The 19,187-nt window shown below is 38.2% G+C and carries 15 protein-coding genes; 10 read left to right on the forward strand and 5 right to left on the reverse strand.

Annotated elements, in window-relative coordinates; all coding sequences use genetic code 11:
* Window positions 1–45: 45 nt before the first annotated feature.
* Window positions 46–375, reverse strand: coding sequence for a DUF6122 family protein (locus JAZ75_RS17900; RefSeq protein ID WP_132767578.1), 330 nt, complete (start codon window positions 373–375; stop codon window positions 46–48).
* 117 nt (window positions 376–492) lie between these two features.
* On the opposite strand from JAZ75_RS17900, the gene JAZ75_RS17905 reads away from it, so the two are divergent.
* The 3 genes from JAZ75_RS17905 to JAZ75_RS17915 all read left to right on the forward strand — a co-directional run bounded on the left by JAZ75_RS17905 (window position 493) and on the right by JAZ75_RS17915 (window position 3,096).
* Window positions 493–702 (forward strand): hypothetical protein, encoded by a 210-nt coding sequence (locus JAZ75_RS17905; protein ID WP_208697219.1) that lies wholly within the window; start codon window positions 493–495, stop codon window positions 700–702.
* Between the two features lie 82 nt (window positions 703–784).
* Complete coding sequence (locus JAZ75_RS17910; RefSeq protein ID WP_132767580.1) at window positions 785–1,231, forward strand: nuclear transport factor 2 family protein; 447 nt, start codon at window positions 785–787, stop codon at window positions 1,229–1,231.
* 59 nt (window positions 1,232–1,290) lie between these two features.
* Window positions 1,291–3,096: a serine hydrolase gene (locus tag JAZ75_RS17915; protein WP_208697220.1), complete on the forward strand. Its 1,806-nt coding sequence runs from the start codon at window positions 1,291–1,293 to the stop codon at window positions 3,094–3,096.
* Between the two features lie 62 nt (window positions 3,097–3,158).
* Here JAZ75_RS17915 and JAZ75_RS17920 read toward each other — a convergent pair whose 3' ends face one another.
* The 3 genes from JAZ75_RS17920 to JAZ75_RS17930 all read right to left on the reverse strand — a co-directional run bounded on the left by JAZ75_RS17920 (window position 3,159) and on the right by JAZ75_RS17930 (window position 5,960).
* Window positions 3,159–3,698: a GNAT family N-acetyltransferase gene (locus JAZ75_RS17920; RefSeq protein WP_208697221.1), complete on the reverse strand. Its 540-nt coding sequence runs from the start codon at window positions 3,696–3,698 to the stop codon at window positions 3,159–3,161.
* Between the two features lie 109 nt (window positions 3,699–3,807).
* Entirely contained in the window at window positions 3,808–4,656 is an 849-nt protein-coding gene (locus JAZ75_RS17925) for a sialate O-acetylesterase (protein WP_208697222.1), read from the reverse strand.
* A gap of 224 nt (window positions 4,657–4,880) precedes the next feature.
* Window positions 4,881–5,960 (reverse strand): hypothetical protein, encoded by a 1,080-nt coding sequence (locus JAZ75_RS17930; RefSeq protein WP_208697223.1) that lies wholly within the window; start codon window positions 5,958–5,960, stop codon window positions 4,881–4,883.
* A 461-nt stretch (window positions 5,961–6,421) separates the two neighbouring features.
* Between JAZ75_RS17930 and JAZ75_RS17935 the strand changes: the two genes are divergently transcribed.
* Together JAZ75_RS17935 and JAZ75_RS17940 are read left to right on the forward strand one after the other, a co-directional pair.
* Window positions 6,422–7,726 (forward strand): Gfo/Idh/MocA family protein, encoded by a 1,305-nt coding sequence (locus JAZ75_RS17935; RefSeq protein ID WP_208697224.1) that lies wholly within the window; start codon window positions 6,422–6,424, stop codon window positions 7,724–7,726.
* A 389-nt stretch (window positions 7,727–8,115) separates the two neighbouring features.
* A complete protein-coding gene (locus JAZ75_RS17940; protein WP_132767591.1) occupies window positions 8,116–8,472 on the forward strand; it encodes a response regulator in 357 nt (118 codons plus the stop codon).
* Window positions 8,473–8,826: 354 nt separating this feature from the next.
* On the opposite strand, the gene JAZ75_RS17945 is transcribed toward JAZ75_RS17940, so the two are convergent.
* Window positions 8,827–9,432, reverse strand: a complete 606-nt coding sequence (locus tag JAZ75_RS17945) for an RNA polymerase sigma factor (RefSeq protein ID WP_208697225.1) — start codon at window positions 9,430–9,432, stop codon at window positions 8,827–8,829.
* 206 nt (window positions 9,433–9,638) lie between these two features.
* On the opposite strand from JAZ75_RS17945, the gene JAZ75_RS17950 reads away from it, so the two are divergent.
* The 5 genes from JAZ75_RS17950 to JAZ75_RS17970 all read left to right on the forward strand — a co-directional run bounded on the left by JAZ75_RS17950 (window position 9,639) and on the right by JAZ75_RS17970 (window position 19,011).
* Complete coding sequence (locus JAZ75_RS17950; RefSeq protein ID WP_208697226.1) at window positions 9,639–10,661, forward strand: FecR family protein; 1,023 nt, start codon at window positions 9,639–9,641, stop codon at window positions 10,659–10,661.
* 24 nt (window positions 10,662–10,685) lie between these two features.
* The gene (locus JAZ75_RS17955; RefSeq protein ID WP_208697227.1) at window positions 10,686–13,991 is read left to right on the forward strand and encodes a SusC/RagA family TonB-linked outer membrane protein; all 3,306 of its coding nucleotides are present in this window, start codon (window positions 10,686–10,688) and stop codon (window positions 13,989–13,991) included.
* 78 nt (window positions 13,992–14,069) lie between these two features.
* Window positions 14,070–15,713 carry a RagB/SusD family nutrient uptake outer membrane protein gene (locus JAZ75_RS17960; protein WP_208697228.1) on the forward strand — a complete coding sequence of 548 codons (1,644 nt, stop codon included), beginning with the start codon at window positions 14,070–14,072 and terminating at the stop codon, window positions 15,711–15,713.
* A 23-nt stretch (window positions 15,714–15,736) separates the two neighbouring features.
* Window positions 15,737–18,448: a GH116 family glycosyl hydrolase gene (locus JAZ75_RS17965; protein ID WP_208697229.1), complete on the forward strand. Its 2,712-nt coding sequence runs from the start codon at window positions 15,737–15,739 to the stop codon at window positions 18,446–18,448.
* A complete protein-coding gene (locus tag JAZ75_RS17970; protein ID WP_208697230.1) occupies window positions 18,445–19,011 on the forward strand; it encodes an RbsD/FucU domain-containing protein in 567 nt (188 codons plus the stop codon). The genes JAZ75_RS17965 and JAZ75_RS17970 overlap by 4 nt, the downstream gene beginning before the upstream one ends.
* Window positions 19,012–19,187 lie beyond the last annotated feature (176 nt).

The raw sequence follows: 19,187 nt of genomic DNA on the forward strand, positions 1-19,187 counted from the left end.
TCAATGGTGTAATTGTCTAATAATTACCTTTTAAGATCTTGTTGATCAATGCCATTGACAGTCTTGCCAGTCTGTTAACATATGAAAGAGTAAACCAACCGCAATAATTCGAGTTTTCGGAAAAAAGAGTAAGATAAAGTATACTGCAATTGCATAATAGGAGTGAAGTGGATGAAAGCCTATACTGCAACGATCTGGTGCGAATATTGGAGTCGCTAACAAATGATCGAGATCAACCAGCATTGTAGCAATCATGATTAACCAGGCACGTTTCCATTGTTTTCTAAAAAACACATAAGAAAGTAATCCTGGAGCTAAAAAATGTAAGGTATAATGAATGAATGTCTGTAGGTAATGTAATGTCTCAATATTCATTTAATAAACAAAATAAAGTGATAGATGTAGTTTTTCGGCCTCTCTAATTTCTGCAAATATAAGGATCAAAAAGTGAAATATTGAAGGAAATCACATCCCGATTAATGGTCTTTTTTATTGGAAGAAAGACTGCCAAAGATGACGTTTGATCTTTCAGCTTGTCGGATTTTTATTGAAGTGATCAGTGGAATTGTCGTCCTCATTAATCGTTTCTTGTATAAATTTTGGAAAGTATCGCTATTTGGCGCAATTGCAATTCAGGTTGATGTCCATATTTTCACCTATAAATTCCCTGTATTCACCGAGTTTTTCCTGAGCTTAGTCTAAATGTCATCGTGTTCGATTGATTTACAAACTATTTTTGAATCAATAAAAGAACGACTAACCATCAATATAAAATAAAGACATTATGAAAACTTTAGCAAACACATTCGTAGCAGTAGCCTTGATCGTAGTATCGACTTTCACTATGGCAACCGCAAAACCAAAAGTACCGAATAAAAAAACAGTTGTCAATCTATCGACAGCAGCGCTAGCTATCGACCATTACGTAGCGATTATGACTGCGGGTGAATCAGCAGGGCTGGAAAAACTTTTTACTTCAGATTTCACCCAAAAGATAAACGCAAAAGAAGGGCGGACCAATAGTCGTTCAGAAGTCGTCTCATTCTTAAAAAAACAAAAAGGAGATCAACTGAACTGTAAAACGAGTACCATAATCGTAGAGAATTCCGCTGATTATAAAGTAGCGAGAATAACAATGCAATTTGAAGGATTTACTAAGAATGATCTTGTAACTTTGGTCAATGACGGCGGTAACTGGAAAGTCTCCCAATCGATTACTACATATCAGTAATTCATTTGCAAATCATAAAGGAATTCAGTGTTCAATTTTTACTTTTAGCCAAGATAAATATGATGATTATAAAACCGCTCTCCCTTACAATTATTCTCGGAATGTTGGTAGGAACTGCTTCTGCACAGACCCACATGACGATTCAGGAAGGTATTTCCAAGGTCGAAGCTGGATTAATCCCACCAGTCCGTTTTGAGGGCGAAGCTTCTTGGGATATCGTTTCCCGGATGCAGTTTTATAACGTTCCAGGGGTGAGTATAGCTGTTATCAAAGACTCAAAAGTTATTTGGAGTAAAACGTATGGCTATGCAGATCTTGATTCTAAAACGCCAGTAACTTCAAAAACACTTTTCCAGGTAGCTTCGATGAGTAAGCCTGTAAGCGCTTATGCGGCTTTGAAAGCCGTGGAAGAGGGAAAGTTAGACCCTGATAGTAATGTTAATGTATATCTGAAGTCATGGAAAGTTTCTGAAAATGAATGGACTAAATCGAAAAAAGTTACACTAAAAAATATTGTGAGCCATACTGCTGGTTTTACAGTAAGTGGATTTCCTGGTTATAAGGTAAGTGATCCTCTTCCTACTGCTGCTCAAGTGTTGAATGGCGTAAAACCTTCCAATACCCCTGCAGTTTTTGTGGATAAGCTTCCAGGGGCTAATTTTCGATATTCAGGTGGTGGATATACGGTGATGCAACAGATGCTTTCGGACCTCGAGGGGAAAGATTTTACGACTATTATGCGTGAAAAAGTGCTTCTCCCTCTTGCTATGCACAACAGCAGTTTTGCACAGCCACTTCCAGCAGCACAAGCACAGTTCACAGCTACAGCCTATGGTGTCGATGGACGTAAAGTGGAGGGACGATACCATATTTATCCGGAGCAGGCTGCTGCGGGTCTGTGGTCTACGGCCGAAGATTATGCTAAGTTTGTCATCGATATTCAAAATACACTTAGTGGCAAAAGCAGTAGGGTAATTTCCAAAAAAATGGCAGAAGAATTTACGAGTCCGTTTATTGAACCTTTTATAGGTTTGGGCATTTTTCTAGAAAATTACAACGGAGAGGTTTATGTGACCCATGGTGGTTGGAATGAGGGGTTTAGTAGTAGCTTTATTGGAAGTAAAACAAGCGGTGACGGAGTTGTGATTCTTACAAACACCAACAAACCCCTGTTTATCAATGAGCTCGTGAGATCCGTTGCATTAGTCTACCATTGGCCCAATTATATTGCACCAACTAATCAAATTCTGCCGTTAAGTCAGCATGATTTAAATGCTCATTTAGGGAGCTACAAGTTTGAAAAATATGGTTTTATCAAAGTCTATAAAGAAAATGGTAAACTGATGACAGTTCGCAATGTGGATGCTCCGGTGGAACTTATCAAAGTTGGAGAAAATACATTCGCTATGCGAGACTGGAATTTCAAGGTGAGTTTTGATATGGATTCAAGTTCTGGTAAAAAAGAACTTGTACAGACTTTAGCTGATAAAACTGTTCGATCTAAAAGTCCTCAGATCGGCAGCGATGAAATTATACCCTTAGCATTAATTTTAGAAGGTCATTTTGAAAAAGGTGTAAAGGCATATCAAAAGGCAAAACAAGAGGATAGCCAACATGAGCAGCTTTCAGAAGGCTTTCTGAATGGTACAGGATATGAACTGCTCCATCAGAAAAAAAATGCTCAGGCTATTGCTGTTTTTAGCATCAACACGATCTTGTATCCAGAGAGTGAAAATGTCTACGATAGTTTAGCTGAGGCTTATCTCAAAGACGGACAGAAAGGAAAAGCAAAGCAGAACTACCGAAAAGTACTTGAAATCAATACTAAAAATGAAAAAGCCCGTAAAATCTTAGAAACGTTATAATCTTGAATGCCATAGTCAGGAAATTAAATTTAAGACTATGGCATTTAAACCTGTTTTTATGATTATGGTCTTAACGTGTAAGTAACTATATTTTCTATGTTTACGTGTTTGTTGTTATAAGTCTGGTTTTCAAATACAAAATTTAGCTTTTTCAATATTGCTACAGAATTGCTATTATCTGATGAAGGAAATGCCGTAATTACTGCTGCCTTCAAATTATTGAAAGTGAATCTAATAACGGCCTGTAAAGCCTCTTTCATATAGCCCTTTCCCTGAAATTCTGGTAACATTTCATAACCAATCTCGACCATATCAGATTCATGATCAAAGTTCCAGCAACAGACCGAACCGATTAAAGTATCATTGTTACTTAAGGTGATCACCCAGTACAGACATTCTTTCTTTTTTACCATTCCATTGATTCTTTCAATGTAATTGACTGCCTGTTTTAAAGTCGTCGCATTGTCCCGGCCAACAAAATTGTTTGTAACTGGATCGGAATGTAGTTTATGAATGAAGTTATAATTCTTCCTGAGTATTTTTTTTAATGTTAACCGTTCTGTATGCAGCGTTGGAAAATCTGTAAAATTTAAGTTCAGCATATGTTCTGTTGAAATGATTAAAAAGGGCTTTTTAGAATTTCTTATTTAATACATGTATTGGAAAACTTTTTTTTATGATAAAATCAAACGTTATTATTTTTTGTGCTACTTATGAAATACCAAGAGCTTTCATTTTTATTAAAAATTCTTCTTGAGAAATCTCTCCAGAACCAAATCTGTGTTGCAAGAGCAGCTTATTTTCATTTTCAGTCATAGGTCTTTTATATAGATCTTCTACTCGTGCTTTTTCATTTAATAATGGTGTAGTTATGTGCTGTAATTTGGCAAAAGCCTCATAATATCGAACCCCTAATATTCTTTGAGATTTTGCATCGAAATGAAGCTGATCTTCATTTGCAGTCAAATTTTTGGCTGTTACATAATAACAATGTGCGTGTGATTGTGCATACTTTAACAATTCTTCATTGACTTTGGGGTAGCTTGTAAAATATTGGCCATAAAGCCCGTTTGTTAAGAAGTTTCCAATCTCACCAATAATCAAAGGCAGATGCGGAGCGTCCAATTGTGAGCGTAATTCAGCTATTATTTTTTCAAATTTATCACTATAATGTGCCGCAGTGTGGGCAAAACTATCGTTCTCGCCCTGATGCCAGAGTATGCCTGCTAATTGGCTGCTGCGCATCGCTAACTTGGCTTGCGCAACTGCATGATCAAAAAGTGCACCCCCAATAGACCAGTCATCTAGGCTTGTGCCGCCATCTGCACAGGGGATGAGTCCAATTTCAAGTTCTATGTTGTGCGCTTGCCATGAGGCTGCGAATGAAGAACTAAGGCCAACCCCTGCGGTAGAGCGGTCATTATGGATAGGTTCAAACATGATCTGCCACCTGCCATTCCGTAAAACTTTAATATTTTCATTTAATATCTGAGGTACATCATTTACGTAACCTCGGCCTGCCATATTTGATTGGCCAATGAGTAAAAAAGACTGTATCATTTGACTGTATTCAATTATTCCTTATTATTATATCAAACCTATAGGAAAAATACGACATAAATGTAATAGCGATGAATTTTTTAATCGATAAAGATGGTAAAGTAATTGCAAGGAACTGAACTGATGCATGTATTGGAAAAGGTTTTGAAAGTAAAATAAAAGGTGCGGAATATATTATCCCGCACCTCGTTAATTGTTTACATCGTATTAATAGTTCTCACTTATTAATACCTGACTTGCAATGCGATCTCACCTAAATCAGCTAGGTCGGTCTGAGTTGTAAATACAACGCGACCTTTTTTAGACAGTACTTCCCAAGCGATATTGCTAACAATATCATCTATGGCATCTTCTTGGTTCGCATCATCAACGAGATCAAATGTTCTTTCGTCTGTCATGACTACAGGCTGCGAAAAATCATTATTAATAATTAGAAGTTCCCCGCGACCATCCAGGGAAGCTTGATAGATTTCTTGCAAATCCGTCAGTACTTTACCTGTTCCTACGGCTTCTTTCATCTGACTGATGGCGTCGGTACGTTGCTGTTTTTGTAATGTTTCAATAATCTCCCAAGATTGCTTTACAATTTCATGAGGAGCAACGTGGTTATAATTTATTGGAGCATGTCCAATATAGGCCGCTGGTATATCAGCTACTTCTTGTAATTTGACATAATTATCTTCTGTACTGATGACCACACAAGCCAATCCGGTATCGTGATGCAGTTTTACGAATGCCTTATCGACGGTATTTAAATATTCACGCACCATATTATCTACTTTCCGGGCATTACTGGCTTGATCTGCGTTGGCCACCTGAAGCGTATTCTCCGGAAAGGGAAAGTCATCATTCTTTATTTCAGTAACTATGCTATCATTTACGGCTTCATAAATTTGTACACCACTTTGTGATAGTAACATCAGCAAATAGTTTGTACTTCTATTATAGGATTTGATAAGTGAGCGAACAGCGAATCTTTCGGAGATATGTACGCCTTCACGACTTGTTTCCCATGCTGATTTTATTATTTCTTCGGTATCATTAGAGAGAAAAATATGGAGACTGTCCAGATTATAATTGAGATCGATCTGCGTAGTTATCGTTTGTATTTTTTCCAATAGGGGGGCTATTGTTTTTTTATCAAACGTTGTTGTTAATCTATCTTCGGCTTCTTTAAGTAAATTCTTCAAGGAAACTGCATCTGTGAGGTTATCCGGGTGAGTACGATGCGTATTCAGCGAGATGGTTACACAAGGATTACTTTTTACATTGGCGATTTTCTGTAATTGTTCTTTTAATATCATAACTTTTACATTTTATTTATCAGAAATTTAATTTGAAACTGATAATTGTTGAGTGTTTTGTTAAGATAGTTAAAAAATGTTTAATATCAAAGAAATCAGGGTACAATAATCACATTTCAAAGCTTGAAATTCTATTATCAAACTATCTGAAAATAGCATTTTTATGTGTTCCAGGCCAATTACATCATGGACTATAGAGCTTCATACAGCCATGCATGCAGGATATGGATTCTGTGTGGTTGGTCTTATTGATGTAGCAACTGATAAAGCATTGTTTTTGAGGGTGTAGGAAATGTGGGAAATACAATTGATATATTTCAATTTGCTATTTTTTTTGCTTTTTTGGAATAAAATATGGTTCTTTATGTATTAAATGTCTTTAAGACAAATAAACTAGAATGATGCACACCCTTTGTATTATCGCTCGATCAACCAAATTAACCAACAAATTTTAAACAATTATGACTAACACATCAAGAAGAAAATTTATTAAGAACTCGACAGCTGTCGTTACAATAGCTGGTCTAACTTCTATATTTCCTAAGCTATATGCTTCAGTGGGTGCAACGCAAAAAATTCGTGTTGGTGCCATTGGTATTAATGGTATGGGATGGTCCGATTTGAATGCGATCCTTAAACATCCAGATGTTGTCTGTACAGCACTTTGTGATGTGGACAACACTGTTTTACAGAAGCGGATAAAAGAGCTTGAAGGAAGAGGTATTTCGGTAAAAGGTTTTAACAACTACCGTGATTTATTAAAAAGTAAAGATGTGGATGTCGTGGTTATCGGTACGCCTGATCATTGGCATTGTTTACAGATGATAGAAGCTTGCCAGGCGAGGAAAGATGTTTATGTTGAGAAACCATTGGGTAATTCGATCGCTGAATGCAGGGCGATGGTGGATGCAGTAAAGAAAAGTAAATCCATTGTTCAGGTAGGGCAGTGGCAACGCAGTCAACAACATTTTCGAGATGCAGTGGCATTTGTGCATTCCGGAAAGCTGGGTAAGATCCGCTTGGTAAAAGCTTGGGCATACCAAGGTTGGATGAAAAGTATTCCTGTTAAACCTGATGGGCCGGTTCCAGCAGGTGTGAATTATGACTTGTGGTTGGGTCCTGCAAAGAAACATCCTTTTAATCCGAATAGATTTCATTTTGATTTTAGGTGGTATTGGGATTATGCTGGTGGCTTAATGACAGATTGGGGTGTTCATATGCTTGATTATGCACTGCTAGGGATGAAGGCGACTAAACCGATTTCAATTATGGCATCTGGAGGGAAGTTTGCTTATCCTCAAGATGCAGCCGAAACTCCAGATACGTTAACCACGGTATATGAGTTTGAGGGTTTTAATGTGCAATGGGAGCATGCTACAGGTATTGACGGTGGTCCTTATGGAAAGGATCATGGCGTGGCTTTTATTGGAAACAATGGTACTTTAGTGCTTAACCGAAGCGGTTGGGAGGTCATTCCTGAAAAGGGGCGCATGGATGGCATTGCTTTTCAGCGTTCAGTTGATGACGGTTTGAATCTGCATGCGGTTAATTTTATTGAAGCAGTGAAAAGCAGAGATTCATCGACTTTGAACTGTCCTGTGGAGGATGGGGCTGCAATCGCGATATTTTCGCAAATGGGGAACATTGCCTATCGTACGGGAAAGAAGATTTATTGGAACCAAGAAACCTGGTCTTTTGGTACTGAAGATGCAGATAAATTAATATCGGCATCTTACCATAATGGTTATAAGCTACCTACAATTTAAAATATTATGATCAATATATTTTTGTAATGCCAGCATACAGTGCTGATAACAGTAAGATGTTGTATGCATTTGAATCTATTAAATGGGGGGCATTGAACATGAAATTAGGGACCAGGTACTTCCGGCTTTAACTAAACCATATTTTTCGATGTGGTAAATAGATTAGAATGTTTATAATTGTTACTTGGCAATAGAACGCGAGATGTTGATGGCTCTATAAAAAAAGTTTTATAATTATCCTACTAGTGTGTTTATGTTAAACTTTTGTGATATAAATTTAACTATAAATTTTATTGATTGTCAATTTGTTATCATGTTTAAAAGGTGTTGATTAGGTCTTTAGAATATTAATTTTATATCTATATATTTGTGTCAAAATTGTTGGAAATATGAAAAAAAAGGTTGTGCTTATTCAGGATGATGAAGATATCCTTGAAATCATGGATGAAGTTTTGACGGATGAAGGCTTTGATGTTACTTCATCATTAACAACCGAACCCATTGAAAATATCGACAAGATCGAACCCGATGTTGTGGTAGTAGATGAGCATATTCGGGGAGGGAAGAAAGGTACGAAAGTGATAGAAGAGTTGAAAAGTGATCCAGAAACAGAGGATTTATCGGCCGTGCTTACTTCAACATCATATGATTTGCCTCAAACAGCAAAAGATTGTAAAGCTGATGATTATATCGAAAAACCGTTTGATCTGGATCATATGGTTGATGTTGTCAAAAATAATTCTTAACGGCGGAAAATTTAAAGTTTGTTCCTGACATCATTTTATATACAACTGATTTGAACGTTTTATTGTAAACATATTAATCTGTTGAAATTTAAGTAAGTTCAAATGGCTTATGATAGAAAAAGGAGATACAAATAGTATCTCCTTTTTCTATTTCAGGGGTATACTCCAAACTGAAAGGTTTTTATCATTTTCCATCAAAATAACTTTCTTATTTCTTAAATCGTGTCTTGTTACTAAGCTTGTGGACGTTAGGTAAAATTGTACTGCTAATAAATGGGCAAGGGATGCGATTTTAAAATCTATATAAACCTTTTACGTTTATTTAATAATATAAGTTCATCGAATTTTAGTAAATCATTTTACGATCTGAAAGTACAATACAATAAGGGAAAAAAGGGAATTTCCTATCTGACCAAGTTGTGCTCTTAATGATTGTATAGCTCTTTGGTGTAGCTTATAAGTACCTTTTATTGAAATTTCCAAAATTTCGGCAATTTCTTCAAATGAAAGCTGTTTCACATATTTTAGGTACAGCATTTCCTTTTGTTTTGGGGTAAGATGACGGAAAGCGTCTTTCAACTGTTTATGAATTTCCAATCGTTCTTCTTCACGAATAATGGTAGATTCTATAGGTAAATCCAATTGAAATGAATAATGCTCTTCGTCAATAGGCTCATGTAGGTACTGTTTGGAGTCGCGCTGACTATTTAGGAGAAGGTTACGCAAGGCCCGGTGCAGATAACTGCGTGGGTGCTTAATATCCTGAAGTGACTTTCTGTTTTCCCATAATTTAAAAAACAGGTTTTGGATGATATCTTTAATAACCTCATGATTGTCTGTAAAGCGTAAACCATACAGAAATAAACTGTTGAAATAATTCTCATAGATCACTTTAAATGATGTACGGTTTCCCGCACAGAAATTATTCCACTCATGATTATCGTGTTCTAGTAGTTTCATTAAAAATAGATGCTTAAGCTTCTTTTATCAGCCAACCAAATATAAGAATTTATATGATTTCGATCTGTTATCTGATGTGTTGAATTATTTTTGCTTGATAATCAGTGTGATATGTTTTTTTTAATGATTGGGTGGGGTAAAGTTTGAGATCTTGTGTCTTTTAATAGTACGATGTACAAATAGTGAGAAGAACCTAAATGACTTAAATGAAACTACCTGAAGAAGATGAGCTTTTGCATGATTTGTATGAAAATCAGGAATTCTGTAAACTATTAGCACGTTCCGAATTTGTCGAACAAGATGAATGGGAGCAATGGTTTGCCGAACGGCTAGCGTATAGACCTGTTTCTTACTTAGCTAGAACTTTGTATGAGCTGCAGTATTTTGAGCAATCCGTGTTTAATGGCGATGCGTATGCATCAGAGGTTTGGTCGGCCGTCGATGACTTTGTTGAATATTCGGATTCACCCGTATCTCGAACTTCATTCTTGAAGCGGATGGTTAGCAGTTGGATTCCATATGCAGCAATGATCTTCGCTATATTATCGCTTTCGATATGGTTTAATATGCCTTTGGATTATAAATCTGTTGATACTATTGCAATCGTTTCTGCAATTGACCAACGTTCTGTATCACTTCCGGATGGCAGTCGGGTCATCTTAAATAAGGGTAGTCAGATTAAATATCGCGAAGATGAACAGGGAAGACATCTTGAGCTTGAGGGAGAAGCTTATCTACATGTTGCAAAAAAAATAAAAGATAAAGTTCGGGTACCGTTTACAGTTAAAGGAGATGGATTTGAGGTGAAAGTTCTTGGAACGCGTTTCAACATGATCAATAATAAACATGTCAAGTTAATTGCTCTGGATGAAGGTCGTGTATCAGTTAATCAGTTTGATAAAAAGGTCATCATGGCACCTGGACAAGTGGTCAAAAGTGAAGGAAATGAATTGAAATTGGTGCCGATTAAAGCGGTTCTCATGAATGCTTGGCATACGGGCGTGTTGCAATTGAATAATACGAGCCTGCATGAAATTGTAACCTGGTTAGAAATCACACAAGGCGTAGATATTGTAAATAATCTACCAAAGGAAATACAGGGCTTCACGATGAGCGGCGAGATTGATGTTCGGGACCAGGAAAATCTTTACCGCTCTATAAGCAGTATTTATAACATTGAAATTGTTAAGGAAAATGACCAAATAATCTTTAAAAAAAATAATCAATAAAACCATAAATCTCAAAATCAAATTATGAACCGCAACTGGACCAAACAATTCGTCTTGATGTGGCCTGGCCTTCTTGTGCTTAGTCCGCATACAGCCCGTGCTGCAGGCATTTTTAGTGAAACGAATATAATCGTCATCAGTGAACAGCTTAATAATAGCGGCAAAGTCAGTACGATGAAGTTAGATGAGCTTTTATCCCTGATTTCAAAACGGGAAAAAATCTATTTTGTATATGCTGATCAGGTGCTTAAAAATCAATCAATAGAAAATTTTGACAGTGCTTCGATAAGATTGAAAGATCTTCATATTTTATTAGCTCGCATAAATCTGAAAGCTGAAAAAATTTCTAGCAATCAGTATATAATAGCGTCAAAAGCAACATCAAAACGGCATATTGTCAATAAAGAGGTTGAGTTGCTTAAAACGTCACAAGAGAAGAAGGTAAAGGGCGTGGTGAAAGATGGTCAAGGAGGCACACTTGCTGGTGTAACGATTAAGAAAATGGATAGTGAAGTTGCGACGCATTCGGATGAATCGGGGACATTCGAAATTAATGCTGCTGAAGGGGATAAATTACAGATTAGTTTCATCGGTTATGAAACACAGGTGGTGACGATTCTTCAGAGTGGAAATCTGACGATTACATTACAGAGTGTTGTTAATAATCTGGACGAAGTTGTTGTTGTGGGATATGGTACACAGAAGAAATCGGATCTTACTGGATCGGTTGGTGTGGTAAATGTTGGAAAAGCATTAAAATCTAAACCCGTCACGAATGTACAGGAGTTGTTGGCTGGAACTGTCCCGGGGCTCAATATAAGTAAAGGAAGTGGAGCAGTCGGTAGTGGTGCTACCATTAATATTCGGGGGACATCCACTATTGGAGGAAGTTCTGGCGCACTGATTTTGATTGATGGTGTGCCAGGAAATATCAATACGCTCAATCCTAATGATATCGAAAGTGTTTCTGTATTGAAAGACGCCGCTTCGGCATCGATATATGGCTCTCGTGCCGCGAATGGGGTGATCCTGATTACGACCAAAAGTGGTCAGGAGTTGGATAAATTAAGGATAGAACTGAATAGTTCAGTAGGTATACAATCGCCACAATTTCAGATTGATTTTGTAGGCTCTGAAGATTTTATGAAGCTGTGGGATCAAGCTTTGGTTAATGATGGTAAGACACCTCTTTATGGCCAGAAAGGATTGGAAGATCTTAAAAATGGAAAATATGCAGATGTAAAATGGTACGAAGAGATTTATAAACGTAATACTTTGATCACCAATAACTATCTGGCTTTTTCCGGGAATACAGAAAAAATGAAATATAGATTTTCGGCATCGCACGATTATCAGAATGGGACGCTACCGAATAATAATTACAACCGTGTGATCCTTAAACCCGATATGACATTTAAACTTTCGGATAAATTAACTGCGCGAGCTAATATTCAATATACAGAAACTTATATCAATACACCCCAGGGAGGAGTTGAATCCTGGCAAAGTCAAGCTACGCGTATAGCACCGATAAATTTTATCAAAAATTCATTTGGTCAGTATGGAACAGGTTCTGCTATTGCGAATAATCCAATTGCGGGTGTACAGGAAGCTGGTTATAATAAACAAAAGTATAAGGAGCTGATGGGCATTTTTGAAGTGGTATTTAGACCGATTCAAGATCTCGAGTTTAAAGGGAATTTTTCACGTTATACCTATGATAATTGGAGTAAAGATCGGGTCTTGACTTATAATCTTTACAATGATAAGGGGGAGGTCGCTTCTGTGCAGAATAGAATAACAGGCTTGACGGAAGGAGTGAGTAATAACTACCGAAATATGCTCCAATTTACAGTAGATTATAACAAGAAAGTTGGTGATCATTCCATCAAATTGTTAGGTGGATTCTCACAGGAATATTTTAATACATCAGACTTTTCCGCATTTAGAGAGAATCTCCCTTTTGGAGAAGTCGATGTGCTTAACAGTGGTAGTCAAATAAATATGAGATCTGCTGGACAGGCTAAAGATGTAGCCATTCAATCGTTATTTGGACGTTTAAATTATGATTATAAAGGTCGCTATCTTTTGCAGGCAAATATAAGAGGTGATGGTTCATCACGATTTGCTAAAGGTTATCGTTGGGGTATTTTTCCCTCTTTTTCAGCCGGATGGAATATCCATAAGGAAGATTTTTTTCATTGGGATTTAATTTCCTCTTTAAAATTAAGAGGTTCTTGGGGAATATTGGGTGATGCAGAAAAGGTGGGTAACTATGCAACTGCTGCTGTGTTGGCCTATGAGCCTGCGATGTACGGGTTTAATGGTTTGGTTGTCCCGGGGGCATGGAACAATGTGTCGATCAATCCCAATATCAGTTGGGAAGAATCGAAACAGACTAATTTTGGTCTGGATCTGGGAATCGCCAAGACAATCAATTTCAGTATTGATTATTTCATAAATAATAGGGATAAGATCTTGTATGCTCCTCCAGTACCTTCAGAATTTGGTTTAACAGGACCGTTAGACAACCTGTTGAAACTGAAGAGCTCTGGTTTAGAAGTTTTGGTTGGATACAAGGATCACAAAAATGATTGGAACTGGGCCGTGGACTTTAATACTTCTTTTTCCAAGAATAAAGTCCGGGATTTAGCAGGAACAGGACCTTGGATTGGTTCCTCAACCTATACCGAGGTCGGGCATACCTTCAATCTTCCTTATGGATATCAAGCTATCGGACTGTTTCAATCTGAAGATGAAATTCAGAACAGCGCATCGCAGGGGACAAATGTTTTTCCAGGGAACATCCGTTATCAAGATCAAAATCATGATGGCGTAATCAATGGGGAGGATCGTGTGATTTTGCGGGACAAGCCCAGTATTCGATTTGGTATGAATATCAGTTTGGGATGGAGAAATTTGGATATGATGGCTAATTTTTATGGAACACTACAAAATGTACGTTACATCAGCGGTTATGAAGGCTGGGCATTTTTTCTAACACAGAATGCAAGGCCTATGCATCTGGATAATTGGACAACAACGAATACCGATGCGAGTTATCCAAGATTGTCCTTACAAAATACTTCTAACGATCAGCAGTATTCTGACTATTGGTTAAGAAAGGCCGACTATCTCAAGATTCAGAATGTGCAGGTGGGATATACGTTTCCGAAACGTCTTATGGATAATTGGAAACTCAACGGACTTCGGTTATTTCTGTCGGGACAGAATCTGGCAACGATCACTGCATATCCTGGGTTTGATCCAGAGGGAAGTTATTATCCTCTATCCAGAACGTTTTCATTTGGTGTTAATCTTAACTTTTAAAAAAGGATGAAATGCTTGTCCGTATAACATGAAAACAAGTACTGCAGGCTGTTTCATTGCCTTTAAAAATATACTATCATGAAATTTAATTTTATAAGCAAAATAATAATCTGTGCATCTATTCCGGTGCTTTTTAGCAACTGTGAAAAGTTTTTGGATAGAGATCCATTATCTGAGGCTGCAGAAAAAAACTTTTGGAAAACAGAAAATGATGCCCTGGTGGGGCTTAATGCAGTATATACAGCATTACCTGGAGAACGGGACTTTTGGCGTGATTGTCAAAGCGATAACTCTGTTATGACCAATGCTTGGGGTGAAGGTGGCCTCGGGTATATCAGTATGGGTAATCATAATGCGGCGACTGCTTACGTTCAGGAGGAGTGGAGATATGATGATATTCGGAAATGTCTTTATTATTTGCAACAGTTAAGTAAAATGTCTTTTACGCAAGATGTAAAAAATAGACTTGAAGCGGAGGCTCGGTTTATTTTAGCATTGCGTTATTTTAGAATGGTGCAACATTACGGTAATATCCCATTGATCAAAGATGAACCGATCAATCTTGATGAAAGTGCATTACCGCGGACAGATAAAAACCTGGTGTTGGACTATGCTCTTGAAAATGTGGTTTATGCTATCGATCATTTGCCGGAACATTATACTGGAGCAAACTTGGGAAGAATCAACAAGGGGGCAGCCTACATGTTAAAAGCAAATATCTATTTACATCAAGCCAGTATCAAACAATATCATGAAGGTGCTGCAGATCCACAGTTGTGGAAACAGGCCTATGAGGCGGCATCCGAAGTTTTAAAAATGGGATATGGTTTAGTCGACGATTATGCGGAGGTGTTTAAGCAGGCCAACAATCTCAATACGACTGAAGTAATCTTGGCAAGACAGTACGTGGAAGATAAAATAACCCATATGTTACCAGTACTGGCTTCTCCGGCAGGAACGGGGATAACAGGAAATGGTTGGGCAAGTTTTTGTCCGACCCGCGAATTGGTTGATTCTTATCTCTGTACCGATGGTAAAGACATTCGCAGTTCCAATTTATATGATCCGGCAAAACCTTGGGAAAACAGGGATAAAAGGTTGAAAAAAACATTTATGTTACCTGGTGAACCTGTATTGCGTCCAAATGGCAAATATGCGGCTTACCAACCTCACCCAGCTTACAATATGGGTGAAAAAATCAACAGTGAGGGCGGGGGAATTACGGGGTATATGTACCTGAAGTTTAACGAACCGGAGTATGTTAAAACAGATGCTGGTTTTGCCAATTGGCCTATTTATCGCTATGCTGAAACCTTACTGATCATTGCTGAGTCATTGAATGAGTTTAAACCTGGTGATCTGCAGATCAAAACCATGATTGATCAGATTAGAAAGAGGGCAGGCCTACCTTTGTTAAGCAATAGTGATTTGTCAGATCAGGCTGTTATGCGTAAATTGATTCGGGAAGAAAGACGGCATGAGTTTGTTGCAGAACATAAGCGATATTTTGACATATTACGCTGGAAAATTGCGGAAGATGTACTGAATAAAAATGCAGAGGGTATCAACAGTAATCAGAATGATCTGATCGGTGACTGGACTAAACCGAGATTTCTTGCTCAAAACCGAAAATTTGAAAAGAGTAAACATTACCTATGGCCAGTACCACAGAGTTCAATTGACAAAAATAAAAACCTACTGCCTCAGAACCCAGGATGGTAATTAGGCATGATAAACCGTAAATAATGAACAGAAGAAATTTTTTAAGGAATTCAAGTTTAATCAGCTTGGGTGTTTTGGCGACACAGTTTCCGGCATGGTCCCGCAGCATTTTTGCATGGGAACAACCAATTCATAATATTGAAGCCGATAAGGCTATAGATCCCCAATGGCTAGCTTCACTATATGAGCGTGGAGAAAAAATCAAGTACTTTAAAAGTAAAAATGAGCTCAAATATATCGGTATGCCTATTGGAGGACTTCATACTGGTACTGTGTATATCGGAGGGGACGGCCGGTTGTGGCTGTGGCAGATTTACAACGAATCTTACGATGGTATGAAGGAAGGTGTAGAACCGAAAATAGTGCTATGGAACAACGGTAAAGAACAGGTTCGGATTCGTCCAAGAGATGGTTCTGCTTATATTGAGCCGGCTATTGCAGATAATCTACGCATACTGGAACAGGGATTTGCAATCTCTGTGTATTATAAAGGTAAGCAGTTGATAAAAGAGCTCCGCGAAAACCATTGGGACGAAATTGTATTTGAACCCTCGTACCCGACATGTACAGTAACTTACAGTAGTGCTGATTTTCCGGTTGATGTAAAGCTTACGGCTTATTCTCCTTTTATTCCGTTGGATATCGAAAATTCTTCACTGCCTATGACTACGCTGCATGTTGAAGTCGTTAATAAAACTGATCAACCATTGGATGTACTGATTAGTGGCTGGCTAGAAAATGGGGTTCATAAGAATAGAAAAGACTTTTCATCGGTCCGTAAAGTGTCGGTTTCGAAAGATCTTATTGATGGGAAAGCGTTATTTTTCGAATGTCAACAGGTTCCGGAGAAAGATCTTATAGCCAGTGATTATGGCTCTATGGCCATATCGTGCCAGCACAGTGATGCGATTGCTGTAGCGCAAATTAAAGAATGGCCTATAAACCCTGCTGATCTAATCAGTGAAGCAGGGTCTAGCAATATCGGTTTTAATGAGTTGCAGGTGGGGAGTCTTACTGTTAAAAGAAAGATACCTGCTACTACAAAGGTTAAAATCTCTTATGCGATAAGTTGGTATTTTAACAATGTTCATCCTAAGCTGAAGGAAAGAATTAAAGATGCTCAAAATGGTTATTGGTACGGAACAAAGTTTAGTAATGCTTATCATGTACTGGAGTATTATAATCAGGAGAGAAATAAACTGGACGAAAACACATTATTATGGGCTGATACGTGGAATGACTCGACGCTTCCGTACTGGTTCCTGGACCGCACTTTTGTTAATATCGGAACTTTGGCTACAGCCAATACGTATCGGTTCGCAACGGGCCGTTTTTGGGGCTGGGAAGGTATCGGTGCATGTGCAGGAACCTGCACACACGTCTGGCAGTACGGACAGGCCATGGGACGTATATTTCCTGAGCTGGAGCGTAATCTGCGTGAGGTCACGGATCTTGACATTGCCTTTAAACCAGAGACTGGGGCGATTATTTTTAGAGCCGAATATGAAAGCCGTCCTGCTATAGATGGGCAGGCAGGTGTTGTACTTCGTTTTTACCGGGATCATCAGATGTCTAGCGACAATGTTTTTTTGAAGAGAAATTGGGCTAATTTAAAAAAAGCGATCCAGTTTATTATTGATCAAGACAAGAACGGCGACGGTATGACCGATACACCTATGGAAAATACGCTCGATGCGGTCTGGGAAGGTGAGATATCATGGATTGTAGGTCTTTGTCTGGCTGCTGTACAAGCTGGAGGGGCAATGGCTACGGAAATGGGAGACAGGAGTTTTGCAAAATTGTGCTACGATTATGTCAAGAAAGGCTCAGTGAATATGGATAAAGAACTCTTTAATGGTGATTATTATATTCATCGTCCCAATACAGAATCTGGCCGTAAAAATCTGGGTTCTTACAACACTTGCCATATTGATCAGGTGTATGGACAGGCATGGACTTTTCAATTGGGGATGCCCCGTATCAATGATCAAAAACAGACATTGGCGGCTTTACGTGCTTTATGGAAGTACAACTTTACAATGGATGTAGGTCCTTATATCAAAACGCATTTGAATGGTCGTCCTTATGCTCTTGCCGGAGAGGGGGGGATGGTGATGAATACCAACCCTAAAAATGAAGCGAAAGCTTATGGGGAAAATGAAACCTGGCAATTGGGTTATTTTCATGAATGTATGAGCGGATTTGAACATCAGGTAGCCGCGCATATGATGGCAGAAGGTATGGTGGAGGAGAGCTTAGTTTTGACCCGGGTCATTCATGACCGTTACCATGCTGCAAAGCGGAATCCATTTAATGAAATAGAATGTAGTGATCATTATGCCCGTGCCATGGCAAGCTATGGTACATTTGTGAATGCTTGTGGATATGCGTATCATGGTCCTAATAAATACTTGGCTTTTGCACCGAAGGTATTGCCAGAAAAGTTCAAATGCCCTTTCACAACAGCAGAAGCATGGGGAAGTTATGAACAGATTCAACAAGATACTGAACAGACAAGTCAGCTGTCTGTCGCTTATGGAAATTTACAGTTGCAGAAGTTTTCGATAGGTAAGGTCAGAAATGAGCCTGTGCAAAAGGATCGACTAAAAGCAGTTCTAAATAATAAACCCCTAAAATTGTCGAGAGTAGAGGATGCTTCGGATAAATTAACGGTAACATTTCAGAAGGAACTGCAACTGAACAAGGGGGATTTACTTCAGATTAGCTGGTCATGATAAGAAAATTGAGAACTATAATGGTATTGCTGCTGATACTTTCTTTAGTCGCTTGTCAACCCGCCAGTGTTCAGCAAAAGGGAAGCATAAACAATAAGGATTGGCAACAAAGGTTAGAAGAGCAGCTGCCTTTGTTGGGACATCGGAACTGGATTTTGATTGTTGATAAGGCCTACCCAGCACCTCATAATTCGGATATTGTGATGATCAATACGGGAGCAGAAATGATGGATGTGCTGCGCGAAATGGACAGTATATTTCAGGTGCAGGCTCATATCAAACCGATTATCTATCAGGATGCAGAACTCAATTATCTGGATGAGGGTTTAGTAAAAGGTGTAGATAAGTATAAAAAGGAGGTTAAAGCCCTCTGGAGTAAATATACTGTTCAGGATATTCCACACGAAGCGATATTCAAAAAAATAGATGAGGCATCAAAACTGTTTAAAGTGGTTGTTCTTAAGACGGAATCATTACAACCTTACACCTCGGTATTTATAGAGCTTGACTGTGGCTACTGGGATGCTAAACGGGAGGACTCATTAAGGTCACGTATTCATTAAGTTGGCGTGTGCGATTCGGGAAAAAAGGAGATTCTTTATGGAATCTCCTTTTTTTTTGCTGATGTGCGAAATAAAATAAACATCAGTACTTCATATGGACAGAGATGTCAATCTAGTGTGATATGGATGATAGAGATCAGGAATCATTATTCTTACTTACATCTCTCTTTAATGGA

The organism is Sphingobacterium sp. UDSM-2020, assembly GCF_016132525.1.
GTDB classification, from domain to species: domain Bacteria; phylum Bacteroidota; class Bacteroidia; order Sphingobacteriales; family Sphingobacteriaceae; genus Sphingobacterium; species Sphingobacterium anhuiense.